General features: G+C 70.6%; 14 protein-coding genes and 1 riboswitch. Of the genes, 9 read left to right on the top strand and 5 right to left on the bottom strand.

The genetic code is table 11. The annotated features are described in order from the left end of the window. Positions 1-286 precede the first annotated feature (286 nt). The 8 genes from BMZ47_RS17260 (at position 287) to BMZ47_RS17225 (ending at position 7,424) form a co-directional block, all read left to right on the top strand. Positions 287-790 carry a DUF3429 domain-containing protein gene (locus tag BMZ47_RS17260; protein WP_007565273.1) on the top strand — a complete coding sequence of 168 codons (504 nt, stop codon included), beginning with the start codon at positions 287-289 and terminating at the stop codon, positions 788-790. A 268-nt stretch (positions 791-1,058) separates the two neighbouring features. Then, on the top strand, positions 1,059-2,609 hold the full coding sequence (gene hisS, locus BMZ47_RS17255) for a histidine--tRNA ligase (RefSeq protein WP_007565275.1): 1,551 nt from the start codon (positions 1,059-1,061) through the stop codon (positions 2,607-2,609). A gap of 172 nt (positions 2,610-2,781) precedes the next feature. Continuing rightward, positions 2,782-3,924, top strand: a complete 1,143-nt coding sequence (locus BMZ47_RS17250) for an ATP phosphoribosyltransferase regulatory subunit (protein WP_091863554.1) — start codon at positions 2,782-2,784, stop codon at positions 3,922-3,924. After that, positions 3,921-4,913, top strand: coding sequence for an ATP phosphoribosyltransferase (gene hisG / locus BMZ47_RS17245; protein ID WP_007565279.1), 993 nt, complete (start codon positions 3,921-3,923; stop codon positions 4,911-4,913). The genes BMZ47_RS17250 and hisG overlap by 4 nt, the downstream gene beginning before the upstream one ends. An 11-nt stretch (positions 4,914-4,924) precedes the next feature. Continuing rightward, positions 4,925-5,785, top strand: coding sequence for a LysR family transcriptional regulator (locus tag BMZ47_RS17240; RefSeq protein WP_091863553.1), 861 nt, complete (start codon positions 4,925-4,927; stop codon positions 5,783-5,785). A 146-nt stretch (positions 5,786-5,931) separates the two neighbouring features. Beyond that, positions 5,932-6,645, top strand: coding sequence for a cysteate racemase (cuyB, locus tag BMZ47_RS17235; protein ID WP_091863552.1), 714 nt, complete (start codon positions 5,932-5,934; stop codon positions 6,643-6,645). 79 nt (positions 6,646-6,724) lie between these two features. After that, on the top strand, positions 6,725-7,012 hold the full coding sequence (locus BMZ47_RS17230) for a type II toxin-antitoxin system HigB family toxin (RefSeq protein WP_091863551.1): 288 nt from the start codon (positions 6,725-6,727) through the stop codon (positions 7,010-7,012). A gap of 4 nt (positions 7,013-7,016) precedes the next feature. Continuing rightward, a complete protein-coding gene (locus BMZ47_RS17225; protein ID WP_091863550.1) occupies positions 7,017-7,424 on the top strand; it encodes a helix-turn-helix domain-containing protein in 408 nt (135 codons plus the stop codon). A gap of 153 nt (positions 7,425-7,577) precedes the next feature. Here the strand turns inward: BMZ47_RS17225 and BMZ47_RS17220 are convergent, their stop codons facing one another. The 3 genes from BMZ47_RS17220 to BMZ47_RS17210 form a co-directional block, all read right to left on the bottom strand. Continuing rightward, a complete protein-coding gene (locus BMZ47_RS17220) occupies positions 7,578-7,931 on the bottom strand; it encodes a lysozyme inhibitor LprI family protein (RefSeq protein ID WP_091863549.1) in 354 nt (117 codons plus the stop codon). A 77-nt stretch (positions 7,932-8,008) separates the two neighbouring features. Beyond that, on the bottom strand, positions 8,009-8,440 hold the full coding sequence (gene hemJ / locus BMZ47_RS17215) for a protoporphyrinogen oxidase HemJ (RefSeq protein WP_091863548.1): 432 nt from the start codon (positions 8,438-8,440) through the stop codon (positions 8,009-8,011). Positions 8,441-8,443: 3 nt separating this feature from the next. Beyond that, positions 8,444-9,601: a uroporphyrinogen decarboxylase gene (locus BMZ47_RS17210; protein WP_091863547.1), complete on the bottom strand. Its 1,158-nt coding sequence runs from the start codon at positions 9,599-9,601 to the stop codon at positions 8,444-8,446. 454 nt (positions 9,602-10,055) lie between these two features. On the opposite strand from BMZ47_RS17210, the gene BMZ47_RS17205 reads away from it, so the two are divergent. Then, complete coding sequence (locus tag BMZ47_RS17205) at positions 10,056-10,886, top strand: pyruvate, water dikinase regulatory protein (protein ID WP_007565296.1); 831 nt, start codon at positions 10,056-10,058, stop codon at positions 10,884-10,886. 121 nt (positions 10,887-11,007) lie between these two features. On the opposite strand, the gene crcB is transcribed toward BMZ47_RS17205, so the two are convergent. Together crcB and BMZ47_RS17195 are read right to left on the bottom strand one after the other, a co-directional pair. Next, entirely contained in the window at positions 11,008-11,385 is a 378-nt protein-coding gene (crcB, locus tag BMZ47_RS17200) for a fluoride efflux transporter CrcB (RefSeq protein ID WP_091863546.1), read from the bottom strand. A gap of 78 nt (positions 11,386-11,463) precedes the next feature. Next, positions 11,464-11,537: riboswitch (Fluoride riboswitch) on the bottom strand. A 27-nt stretch (positions 11,538-11,564) separates the two neighbouring features. Then, a complete protein-coding gene (locus BMZ47_RS17195) occupies positions 11,565-12,074 on the bottom strand; it encodes a hypothetical protein (RefSeq protein WP_007565300.1) in 510 nt (169 codons plus the stop codon). Positions 12,075-12,083 lie beyond the last annotated feature (9 nt).

The following is a 12,083-nucleotide window of genomic DNA, read 5'->3' as shown; positions in this document are numbered from 1 at the left end:
CTTCGTCGCGGGATGGGGCCGTAACCGACCCCCCACGCATCCCCTCCCCGGCAGAGGGGGGAAGGGAGACGCAATCTTATTTAGAATTTTAGAATCGTTGGCACCTCTCGAAGACGTGCATTCACCCGTCACGATCCCTTGAACGCCCCCTGCGCAGGCCGGACCTCGCGGATCGGCTCGCGCGGCGCTAAAGGGCTCCGCGCGGAACCGGGGTCCCGCGGGGCCGTTCCCCGTCCCGGCGCCGCAGCGCAGCAAACCCGTCACCCGAGAGCCCGGCCCCACAGACATGCGCGACGACGCCACCGGACGCACCATCACCGCGCACGAGCCGCGCCGGATCCCGTGGCTCGACATCGTGTTCGGCTTCGGCCCGATGGTGCCGATCGCCGTCGGCGCCGCCGCCGCCTGGTGGCTGAACGGGCAGCCGCTCGATTATCTCGTGGCCCTGTTCACCCTGCTCTACGCCGCCTCGATCCTGCTGTTCCTGGCGGGCGTCCACCGGGGCGTCAGCTTCCGCACCGAGGGTGGCCCGCGGCTCGCCCAGATCGTCACGATGCTGATCCTGTACGCGCTCGGCCTGTTCAGCCTGTTCTCGGCGGTGATGGGCAAGGCGGTGCCGGCGCTGGCCATGCTGATCCTCGGCTACGCGGCCATCGGGATCCTCGATCCGATCGCCGCCCGCGCCGGCGAGGTGCCGCTGGCCCATGCCCGACTGCGCCCGCTGCAGATGCCCATCGCCGTGGTGAGCCTCGCGGTCCTGCTCTGGCTCAAGCTGACCGCGCCGTATTGAGGGTTTGACGAGCGTTCCCACCCGCTACCGTCATCGCGCGCGCAGCGAAGCAACCCAGCGTAGCGCGAGGCCCCCGAACGTGGCGTTTCCCTGGGTCGCTTCGCGACGCGCGATGACGGCGCGGGCTAGGCGGCCGAGTGAGCCTACTGGAAACCGAATTCCCCTTTCGCCCGTCATGCTCTAGAGCCCGGCCCCAGGATCCCCGCCGCGCCGGGGACGACTCACACCGGATCCGGGCTCCGGGTCCGCGGGAAGCGAACGCGTTCACATGTCCAAGCCCGAAACCGCGAAGGCCGAAAGCCGGGCCGAAACCCTGAAACCCCGCCTGCCCCGCGGCTTCGTCGACCGCCGCGCCGACGAGATCGCCGCCCAGGGGCGGATGCTGGAGACGATCCGCAAGAGCTTCGAGCTCTACGGCTTCGAGGCCCTGGAGACCCCGTTCGTCGAGTATACCGAGGCGCTGGGCAAGTTCCTGCCCGACCTCGACCGGCCGAATGCCGGCGTGTTCTCGTTCCAGGACGACGACGAGGCCTGGCTCTCCTTGCGCTACGACCTGACCGCGCCGCTCGCCCGGTTCGTGGCCGAGAATTACGATTCCCTGCCCAAGCCCTATCGCAGCTACCGGGCCGGCTACGTGTTCCGCAACGAGAAGCCGGGGCCCGGCCGGTTCCGACAGTTCATGCAGTTCGATGCCGACATCGTCGGCGCCGGCAGCGTCGCGGCCGATGCTGAGACCTGCATGCTGATGGCCGACACCCTGGACCGGCTCGGGCTCGGCGGCCAGTACGTGGTCAAGGTCAACAACCGCAAGGTGCTCGACGGGGTCATGGAGGCGATCGGCCTCGCCGGCCCCGACAAGGCCGGCCAGCGGCTGACCGTCCTGCGGGCGATCGACAAGCTCGACCGCCTCGGCGTCGACGGCGTGCGCGACCTGCTCGGCGCCGGCCGCAAGGACGAGAGCGGCGACTTCACCAAGGGCGCCGGCCTCGACGCCACCGCGGTGTCGCGGATCCTGGCCTACGTGTCGTTCCAGGCCGATGCCGGGGACGGCGCCGACAAGATGGCATTCTGGGAACAGTTCTTCGCCGGCTGGCACGAGGCGGTGGGCGAATCCGAGACCGGCCGCGAGGGCATCGCCGAGCTGCACGCGATCATGCGGCTCTGCGCGGCGGCGGGCTACGGCCACGATGTGATCCGCGCCGATCCGAGCGTGGTGCGCGGGCTCGAATACTATACCGGCCCGGTCTACGAGGCCGAGTTGACCTTCCCGGTCACCAACGAGGACGGCCAGACCGTGCGCTTCGGCTCGGTGGCCGGCGGCGGACGCTACGACGGCCTGGTCGGGCGGTTCCGGGCCGAGCCGGTGCCGGCCACGGGCTTCTCCATCGGCGTCTCGCGCCTGTTCTCGGCGCTCCAGCTGGTCAAGAGCCCGCTTCTGGCCGGCACCGAGACCCCCGGCCCGGTGGTGGTGCTGGTCCTCGACCGCGAGAACATGGCCGATTACCAACGGCTGGTCGCCCTGCTGCGGGCGGACGGGATCCGGGCCGAGCTTTATCTCGGCGCCGCCGGCATGAAGGCGCAGATGAAATACGCCGACCGCCGCCGCGCCCCGGTGGCGATCATCCAGGGCTCGAACGAGCGCCTGGCCGGCGAGATCCAGATCAAGGATCTGATCGAGGGCGCCCGCGCCGCCGAGTCCATCGGCAGCAACGCCGAGTGGAAGGCAGCCCGCCCGGCCCAGTTCTCCTGCCCGGAGGCCGACCTGGTCGCCCAGGTCCGCGCCGTCCTGGCCCGGCATTTCCCGGCCACTGCGGGCTGAGTCCCGGTTTCAAAAGGTCCGTGACCTTTTGCGGGTGCGGGCAGAGCCCGCGTTCCTCAGGGGCTCCGCCCCCGAACCCCTGCCAAAGGGCTGAGCCCTTTGGGAACCCAGGATCTCTACGTGTCGCCAAGCGCGACTGCGATTGCTAGAGAGCGCCCGCGAGGGACATGCGATGACACGACCGGAGGCCGGTGAGACGGGGGCGGGCGACGCGGCGCGGACGCGGCTGCTCGCGCATCTGAGTGCGGCCGGCTACCGGCCGGTGACGCCCCCGGTGCTGCAGCCGGTGGAGCCGTTCCTGGAACTGTCCGGCGAGGATATCCGCCGGCGGATCTTCGTCACCCAGGACGCGGCCGGGGCCGAATTGTGCCTGCGGCCGGAATTCACGATTCCGGTCTGCCGCCTGCACCGGGCCCAGGCCGACGGCCAGACGGCCGATTACAGCTATTGCGGCCCGGTCTTCCGGCTGGCCGCCGACGAGCCCGACGAGTTCTTCCAGGCCGGCATCGAATCGATCGGCCGCACCGACACGCCGGCCGCCGATGCCGAGGTGCTGGGGCTCGCCCTCGAGGGCCTCGCCTTGTTCGGCCGGACCGACCCGGCGGTGCGGCTCGGCGATATGGGCCTCACCGTGGCTTTGCTCGACGGCCTTGCGGTGCCGCCGGCGGCCAAGCGCCGGACCCTGCGGGCCCTCGCCGCCGGCCGCTCCCTCGACGAGGTCACCAATGGCGGCGAGGGCGCGCGCCCCGAGGATCCCCATGCCGGCCTGCTGGCCGCGATCCAGGGCCAGGACCCGCAGGGCGTGCGCGCCTTCGTGGAGGATGTGCTGGCCATCGCGGGCATCTCGGCGGTGGGCGGCCGCAGCGCCGGCGAGATCGCCCAGCGCTTCCTCGGCAAGGCGGCCGCGCAGGCCAATGGCGGCGCCGGGCTCAACGCCGAGAACCGCGCCGTGCTCGACCGCTACCGGGCGATCGCCGGCCATCCGGACGCGGCGGCCCGCGACCTGCGCGGGCTGGTAGCCGAGGCGGGCCTGCACCACGATGCCTTGTCTGCCGCCCTCGACCTGTTCGAGGAGCGCACCGGCTTCATCGCGGCCCGGGGCCTGCCGATCGAGCGCTTCCGGTTCCAGGGCGGCTTCGCCCGCAACCTCGACTACTACACCGGCTTCATCTTCGAGGTGAACGAGGGGGACGGCCCGATCCTGGTCGGCGGCGGCCGCTATGACGGCCTGCTCGGGCATCTCGGCAGCGCGGCGCCCCTGCCCGCGGTGGGCTGCACCTTCTGGGTCGAGCGCGTGGCGGGAGCCGGCCGATGACCTCCTCGGATTCGGACGCCATGCCGCTGATCCTCGCCGTCCCGTCCAAGGGGCGCCTCCAGGAGAATGCCAGCGCGTTCTTCGGCCGGGCCGGCCTGCGGCTCGCCCAGGGCGCGGGCGCCCGCGACTATCGCGGCAAGCTCGTGGGCGTGCCGGGGGTCGAGGTGCGCTACCTCTCGGCCTCGGAGATCGCCGCGCAGCTCGCCTCCGGTGCGGCCCATCTCGGCATCACGGGCGAGGACCTGATCCGCGAGACCCTGCCGGACGTGCGCGGCCAGGTCGAACTCCTGACCCCGCTCGGCTTCGGCAACGCCACCGTGGTGGTGGCGGTGCCCCAGGCCTGGATCGACGTGCGGGCGATGTCCGACCTCGACGAGGTCGCGGCGCTGATGCGCACCCGCCACGGCCGCCGCCTGCGGGTGGCGACCAAGTACGTGAACCTGACCCGCCGGTTCTTTGCCGAGAAGGGCGTCGCCGATTACCGCATCGTCGAGAGCCTGGGCGCCACCGAGGGCGCGCCGGCGGCGGGCTCGGCCGAGATCGTGGTCGACATCACCACCACCGGCGCGACGCTCAGCGCCAACGCCCTGAAGGTGCTGGACGACGGCATCATCCTGCGCTCCGAGGCCAACCTGGTCGCCTCGCTGAAGGCCCCCTGGGGCGAGGACCAGCGGACGGCTCTGCGCACGGTGCTCGGCCGGATCGCCGCCGAGGAGCGCGCCCGCACCACCCGGGAGGTCCGGGCCGCCCTGCCGGAGAGCGGCACGATCGACCTCGCCACCATCGCGGGCCTGCACGAGGCCGAGTTGCCCTACGGTGCCCCGCGCGGGAGCGACGGCGAGATCGTGATGCGCTGCCCCGAGGGGGCCGTGTTCGCCCTCGCCGGCGCCCTGGTCGAGGCCGGCGCCCGGGCGGTGACGGTCCGGCGGGTCGACTACGCCTTCGCGGCCGAGAACCCGCTGGCGGAGCGGCTGCTGGCCCGGCTCTAAGACACCCGGCGATGGAGCTGAAATGGCTCGAGGACTTCCTGAGCCTCGCGCGCACCGGCAGTTTCTCCCGCGCGGCGGTGGAGCGCCACGTCACCCAGCCGGCCTTCGGGCGGCGGATCCGGGCGCTCGAGGGCTGGCTCGGGGTCCCGCTGATCGACCGCAGCACCTACCCGACCGCCCTGACCCCTGAGGGCCAGCTGTTCCGCGAGACCGCGCAGGAAACCGTCCGGCTCCTGTACGAGGGCCGCGCCGCGCTGCGGGCCCGGACCCGGCCGGCCGCCCGGGCGGTATCGGTGGCAGCACTCCACACCCTGGCGCTGACCGTCTTCCCGGGCTGGTACCGGGAGATCGAGGCCCGGACCGGTCCCCTGGGCAGCCGGCTGCTGCCGGGGGACTTCCACGCTTGCGTGCAGGCGCTGGCCGAGGGCAGCCACGACCTGCTGCTGACCTACCATCATCCCGGCGTGCCGATCCCCCTCGACCCCGCGGCGTTCCCGCACCGTGTCATCGGCCGGGACAGGCTTGTGCCGGTGCACCGGCCGGGTCCGGCGCAAGCCGACCTGCCCGGCCTCGGCTACCCGGCGGATTCCTTCCTGGGCCGGGTGGTGGCGCAGAGTGCCGAGCCGATGCCGGCGGCCCATATCAACGAGAACGCCATGGCGGAGGCCCTGAAGTTCATGGCGCTGGCGGGCCATGGCCTCGCCTGGCTGCCCGAGAGCCTGGTCACCCGGGAGCTCGCCGAGGGCAGCCTCGTGGCCGCCGGGCCCGGGGCCGCGCTGGAAATCCGTCTCTACCGGAACGCCGCCCGCCGCCACCCGGCCCTCGACGCGGTCTGGCAGGCCGCCCACGCCCTGGCCGACGCGGGCGGCTGAAACCGGGTTCCCAAAAGGCCAGCCCTTTGGCGGGGTGCCGGGGCAGGCCTCCGACGATGCCGGACCGGCATGGCCCGTGCCGACACGGCATTGGACCCGCCTGCCTTCGCTCCCCATGACGGTCTCCGCGACGTTCGGAGGCGAAGATGCTCGGTGTTCTCGGGGGGATGGGTCCGCTGGCCACGGCGGACTTTCTGGCCAAGCTGGTGCGGGCGACGCCGGCCCGGCGCGACCAGGACCACATCCCGACCCTGGTCTGCTCGGCGGCCGACATCCCCGACCGGGCCTCCGCCATCCTGGGCCGGGGTCCGGACCCGCTGCCGGCGATGCGCGCGGCCCTGGCCCGCCTGGAGACGGCGGGCGCCACCCGGATCGCGATTCCCTGCAACACCGCCCATCACTGGCACGCGGCGCTCCAGGCCGGCACGGCGCTGCCGATCCTGCATATCGTCGACGCGGTGGCCGACGACCTCGCCGGAAGCGGCCTTGCCGGCGGCCCGATCGGCCTGCTGGCGAGCGCCGGGACCCTCCGGGTCGGTCTCTACCCGGAGCGGCTCGCCCGGCACGGCTTCACCGGCCTGAGCCCGGATCCGGACGGACAGGATGCGGTGGTCGCGGCGATCGACCTGGTGAAGGCCGGCCGGGTGGCCGAGGCGGCCCTGATCCTCGAAGCCCAGGCCCGGGCCTTGATGGCGGCCGGATGTCGCCGGGTGGTGATGGCCTGCACCGAGATCCCGGTGGCGCTGTCCGACCTCGACGATGAACTCGCGGGCGTGATGGTGGATGCGACCGAGTCCCTGGCCTGGGCCTGCGTCGCCGCCTGCCGGGCCGATGCGGCGGCGCTGCCGCTCGTGGCGTGATGGACGGTTGATATCGCATATTGCGATATGCGCTGCGTGTCCCTACAATCGCGGCAGAGCCTCGCGCGATGCTGCCTTCATGCACATCATCACCCAGGCCCGAATCTGGGCGGCGAAGAAACGGTGGCCGCAAGCGGCGAGCGCCCTCGATGCCTGGTACCGGCTGATGAAGATGTCCGAGCCGAGTGACTTCGCCGGCATGAAGGCGCTGTTTCCGGCAACTGACAAAGTCGGCCGTTTTCATGTGTTCGACATCGGCGGCAATAAGATACGACTTATTGCCGTGGCACAATACAAATTCAAGAAAGTTTATATTCAAGCGATCATGGATCACGCCGAATACGACACCGGCAGATGGAAGGCGTAAGTCGATGCGTCCCCTCGTCAAGGAAGCCGTCGAGCATTGGCCCTACGTCGCGCCATTGCTTACCATGCCGACCGACCAGAAGGATTACGATCGGTTGGTTCAGGCGATGGATCAGATCCTGGCCCTCGTCGGCGAGGATGAGGATCATCCTCTGGCGCTCCTGGCGTCCCGGATGGGCGACTTGATCGAAGCCTATGACGAGGCCCATCGACCCATGCCGCAGGTCACGGGTGCGGCGGCGCTCCGCGCCATCATGACCGAGCGTGGTCTCGGCCAGGGTGACCTGCCAGAGGTGGGCACCCAATCCGTCCTCTCAGAGATCCTGAGCGGGAAACGTCAGATCAATGTCCGTCAGGCCAAGGCGCTGAGCGAGCGCTTCGCCTTCCCGGCCGCGGTGTTTCTCGGGTTGTGATGCGCTTCCAGGGGAGCCGTCAGTGCGAACGCAGCGAAGCAACCCAGGGCAGCGCGCGCTCTCAGTTCGCGGCGTATCCCTGGTTTGCTTCGCTGCGCTCGCAATGACGGTGAGGCGATCAGCCGGGGATGAGACCGGTCACCTGACCATCCGTCACTGCGGCCCCTGCTTGGCGAATTCCGCCAGCACCCCGCGCAGCACCTTGAGCCGGGTCTCGTAGAGGCCGCGCAGGCAGGCGATGTCGGCGCCGCAGACGTGGCGCTCCTTGAGCCAGGCTTCCTGATCATCGCGCAGCTTGGTCTGGCCGCCCATCGGCAGGACGTCCTTCAGGATGGCGAAGCGGGTCGCCATCTCGACATCCATGTCGTTGAGCGGGAGATGGGCGCAGATCGCCTTCTCGTCTTGGGTCTCGGCCTTGTCGCAGGCGAAGCTCGCGGCCCGGGCGGGGGCGGCGCCGAGAAGAGGCAGGAGGGCCAGCGGCAGGGCGAGGGCGAGAACCTTGGTCATGGCCCCCCAACGGCCCGGCCGGCGAAAGGCTCCGGGGATGCCGGCAGTGCGGGGAGCCGGATCACAGGATCCCGGGATCAGAGGCCCGGCTTGACGATCGCCAGGATGACGATGCCGATCATCAGGAGGGTGGGCACCTCGTTGAGCACCCGGTAGAACCTGTGCCCGCGGGTGTTCCGGTCGGCGGCGAAATCCTTGACCATCCGGGCGAGCCAGCCGTGGATGCCCGACATCGCCAGCACCAACACGAACTTCGCCTGGAGCCAGGGGCTGGCGTAGAAGCCGCTCATCCAGGCTAGCGTCAGCCCGAACGCCCAGGTGGCGATCATGGCGGGGTTCATGATCGCCTTGAGCAGGCGGCGCTCCATCACCTTGAAGGTCGCGGCCTGCCCGTCCGAGCCCGGCGGCAGGCTCGCGTGATAGACGAACAGCCGGGGCAGGTAGAGCATGCCCGCCATCCAGGCGATCAGGCTGATGACGTGCCCGGCCTTGAGCCAATCGTAGAGCACGGCCTACCTGCGCAGCCGCGCGAGCATGCGCTCGACATGGGCGACTGGCGTCTGCGGGGTGATGCCGTGGCCGAGGTTGAACACGTGCGGCAGGCCCGCGGTCGCCTCCAGCACGGCGTCGACCCCGGCATCCAGGGCGTCGCCGCCTTCGATCAGCGTGTCGGGATGCAGGTTGCCCTGGGTCACCGTAGTGGCGGGCAGCTGCCGGCGCAGGGCCTTCAGGTCCACCGCCCAATCGACGCCGACTGCGTCGGCCCCGGTCTCGGGCACCACCCGGGCATGGCCGTCGAGGCCCGAGCCGCGGGCGAAGACGATGATCTTGGCGTGCGGCACCCGTGCGCGGACGCCGGCGATCATCCGGGCGATCGGGCGGAGCGACCAGCGGGTCAGGGCGTCCATCGCCGCCTCGCCCGGCAGGGCGCTCTCGGTCACGTCGCCTACCGGCTCGACGATGTCCCCGGAGGCGGGCACGGCGCGCGGCAGGGTGCCGGCATGGGATTCGAAGATCTGCACAGCGTCGGCGCCGGCCTCGAGCTGCCGGACGAGATACGCGGTTTGCACCGTGACGAGGCGGTCGATCAGGCTGTCGACCAGGGCCGTGTCGCCCTCGGCCAGCGCCCGCGCGGGGGCGAGGTCCGGGGTGCCGCGGCCGCCGATCATGTAGCTCGCCACCGTCCAGGGTGCGCCGCAGAAGCCGAGCAGGGTGGTCTCGCCGGGCAATTCGGAGCGCAGCCGCTTCACGGTCTCGAAGACCGGAGCCAGGTGCGAAAAGATCGCCGGATCGCCGGCCTCGCGCAGCCGCCCGAAGGCGTCGCGGCCGTCCAAGGGATCGAGGCGCGGCCCCTCGCCTTCCACGAAGCGCACGTCCTGGCCGAGCGCGTGGGGGACGACCAGGATGTCCGAGAACAGGATCGCGGCGTCGAAGCCGAAGCGCCGGATCGGCTGGAGCGTCACCTCGACGGCGAAGTCCGGGCTGTAGCAGAGGTCGAGGAAGGAGCCGGCCTCGGCCCGGCTCGCCCGGTATTCCGGCAGGTAGCGGCCGGCCTGGCGCATCATCCAGGCGGGGGGCGGTCCGATCGCTTCGCCCTCGAGGACGCGCAGCACCTTCCGGTCGGACTTGCCTTCGGACTTGCGCTCCGTCCCCGTCATCGTCGCTCCCATCCCGTCTTCGTCATCCCGCATGCCCGTCGGCGCGCCTCCTGTCGAGTCGAGGCGCACCGGATCCCCACACAGGCCCCTCTCGAAAAGAAAAGAGAGATTCTAGGACTCTGTTTTTTCTATTGGGGGGCCTCAACGCGGTGGTGCAAGCGGGTCCACAGGCCGTCCCCGCCGCCGCGCCGTTAACGAGGCTTTAAAGGATTCGCTCCATGTTGCGAGAACGGCCAAGTCCAACAGCGGCTTGCGAACGCCGAGTCCGGTACGCGCCCCTGTTGCGTCCCGGATTCTCCCAGTCGCCCGGATTCCGTGCGCCTCGACGGCGTACCTGTGAACGGCGGAGTCGATAAAGCGCAGCCCCTGCGCCCTGGACCTGCCCGAAGCCGCATCCTATCCACACTCATCGACTCCCCTGGCGGCCCGCGGTGGATAACCCGACCGCCGAGGCGAAGGAGACCGGATGGGCCGCAGCTACTTCCACCTCCACCTCGTCTCCGACTCCACCGGGGAGACGCTGATCAATGTCGGCCGGGCGGCGGCCGCGCAGTACGAGGGCGTCTCGGCGATCGAGCATGTCTATCCGCTGGTGCGCTCGGCGGCGCAGCTCGACCGGGTGATCTCGGAAATCCGGGCGGCGCCGGGCCTCGTGCTCTACACCCTGGTCGGCGGCGATCTCGGCGAGCGGCTGGAAGAGGTCGCCCGGGAGACCGGCTCGCCCTGCCTGTCGGTGCTGCGCCCGGTCCACGACCTGCTGCGCGCCTATCTCGGCGCCGAGACCACGGCCCGGCCGGGCGCCCAGCACATGCTCAACGCGGAGTATTTCAAGCGCATCGACGCGATGAACTTCACGCTGGCCCACGACGACGGCAACCTCCCGGAGGACCTGGAGGAGGCCGACGTGATCCTGCTCGGGGTCAGCCGGACCTCGAAGACGCCGACCTCGATTTACCTGGCCAATCGCGGGCTCAAGACCACCAACCTGCCGCTGGTGCCGGGCATGCCGCTGCCGCCGGCGATCGAGCGGGCGCGCAAGCCCCTGGTGGTCGGGCTGTTCGCCTCGCCCGAGCGGATCGTGCAGATCCGCCAGAACCGGCTGTCGAGCCTCAACGCCGACGAATCCTCGATGTATGTCGACCGCTCGGCGGTGGCCGACGAGATCACCATGTCCCGCCGGCTGTTCACCAAGAACCGCTGGCCGACCATCGACGTGACCCGCCGCTCGATCGAGGAGACCGCCGCGGCGATCGTCGACCTCTACCGCGACCACCGCCTGAAGTTCATCGCGGATTGAATGAATCCGGGATCCCAAAGGGCAAGCCCTTTGGCAGGGGTTCGGGGGCGGAGCCCCCGAGAGACCAGGGCTCTGCCCTGGACCCGCACAAGGTCTCGGACCTTGTGAAACCATCCCTTTTTCAGAGGGCGCGGATCAGGGCCATGCCGGCGATGAGGCCGAGCAGCCCGCCCGCCACCGAGACCGCCACGTAGAGCGCGGCCAGGGCCGGCTCGCCGCGCTCGTACAGGCTGATCGCGTCGAGCGAGAAGGTCGAGAAGGTGGTGAAGCCGCCCAGGATCCCGGTGGTCAGGAACAGCCGTGCCGGATGCCCGGCCGCGCCGCGCAGGGCGAAGCCCTCGGCCAGCACGCCCATCAGGAACGAGCCGAGCACGTTGATCACCAGGGTCGCCAGGGGAAACCCGAAGCCCGGCAGCAGCCGGGCGACCGCGACGTTCATGCCGTGGCGGACCCCGCCGCCGAGCCCGGCGCCGAGGATGACGATGAGGGTGTTGACCATGCCTGCCCTTCCTGTTCGGTCGGGCGGCCCTGTCGCGGCTTCGGCGCACGGCCCCACCGCGGACGTCCGGAGCACGCCCGTGCGGTAGGAGCCATCAGCCCGGCTTGGCGATCGCCGGGCGGTTATCGGGGAGCTCCATCCCCATCCCGGGCAGGCTTAGCGTAGGATCGGCGTCGCCGCTACTGGACGGCGGCGAAGTGGCTGCGCTGCTCGATCTGGGCGGCGTAGAAATCCTCCACGACCTCGCGGACCACCTCGGCGAGCTCGGTGCCGCGGTTCTCGTCCAGGTGGATGTCGCTGCCGACGCTGCGGCCGAGGGCGGCCCCGGCCGCGCCCGGGACCAGGCGCTCGTTGTAGCGCTGGTTCAGGCCCGAGACCGAGATGTAGTTGCTGCCGCCGAGCTCGGGCCCGTACTTGATCTTGATCTTCTGCTCGGTGTCGGTCCCGCGCAGCTTGGCGCACAGGCTGATGAAGTTGTCCTGGTCGATCTTGGCCTCGAGGCCGGTGATGCTGCCGTGGACGTTGTCCTCCTCGTTGAGGACCTCGGCCATCAGGTTCAGGACGTCGACCACCGGCTCGAGGGCGCGGGTGCCCTCCTCCAGCAGCTTGCGGCGGAAGTCGTTGCTGCGGGCGTCGGCATCCTGCAGCCGGGCGCGGAACCGGTCCTTGACGTCGTTGGCGCGTGCCATGGCGCTCCT

This window comes from Methylobacterium brachiatum, from assembly GCF_900113845.1.
Classification (GTDB): domain Bacteria; phylum Pseudomonadota; class Alphaproteobacteria; order Rhizobiales; family Beijerinckiaceae; genus Methylobacterium; species Methylobacterium brachiatum.
The sequence above is the reverse complement of the archived record's forward strand: the minus strand, read 5'-3'. Positions and strand labels throughout refer to the sequence as shown.

Excerpts from the sequence above, each read along its gene's own strand:
- BMZ47_RS17260 (WP_007565273.1), top strand. The coding sequence starts at position 287 with ATGCGCGACGACGCCACCGGACGCACCATCACCGCGCACGAGCCGCGC.
- hisS (WP_007565275.1), top strand. The coding sequence starts at position 1,059 with ATGTCCAAGCCCGAAACCGCGAAGGCCGAAAGCCGGGCCGAAACCCTG.
- BMZ47_RS17250 (WP_091863554.1), top strand. The coding sequence starts at position 2,782 with ATGACACGACCGGAGGCCGGTGAGACGGGGGCGGGCGACGCGGCGCGG.
- hisG (WP_007565279.1), top strand. The coding sequence starts at position 3,921 with ATGACCTCCTCGGATTCGGACGCCATGCCGCTGATCCTCGCCGTCCCG.
- BMZ47_RS17240 (WP_091863553.1), top strand. The coding sequence starts at position 4,925 with ATGGAGCTGAAATGGCTCGAGGACTTCCTGAGCCTCGCGCGCACCGGC.
- cuyB (WP_091863552.1), top strand. The coding sequence starts at position 5,932 with ATGCTCGGTGTTCTCGGGGGGATGGGTCCGCTGGCCACGGCGGACTTT.
- BMZ47_RS17230 (WP_091863551.1), top strand. The coding sequence starts at position 6,725 with ATGCACATCATCACCCAGGCCCGAATCTGGGCGGCGAAGAAACGGTGG.
- BMZ47_RS17225 (WP_091863550.1), top strand. The coding sequence starts at position 7,017 with ATGCGTCCCCTCGTCAAGGAAGCCGTCGAGCATTGGCCCTACGTCGCG.
- BMZ47_RS17220 (WP_091863549.1), bottom strand. The coding sequence starts at position 7,931 with ATGACCAAGGTTCTCGCCCTCGCCCTGCCGCTGGCCCTCCTGCCTCTT.
- BMZ47_RS17210 (WP_091863547.1), bottom strand. The coding sequence starts at position 9,601 with ATGGGAGCGACGATGACGGGGACGGAGCGCAAGTCCGAAGGCAAGTCC.
- BMZ47_RS17205 (WP_007565296.1), top strand. The coding sequence starts at position 10,056 with ATGGGCCGCAGCTACTTCCACCTCCACCTCGTCTCCGACTCCACCGGG.
- crcB (WP_091863546.1), bottom strand. The coding sequence starts at position 11,385 with ATGGTCAACACCCTCATCGTCATCCTCGGCGCCGGGCTCGGCGGCGGG.
- BMZ47_RS17195 (WP_007565300.1), bottom strand. The coding sequence starts at position 12,074 with ATGGCACGCGCCAACGACGTCAAGGACCGGTTCCGCGCCCGGCTGCAG.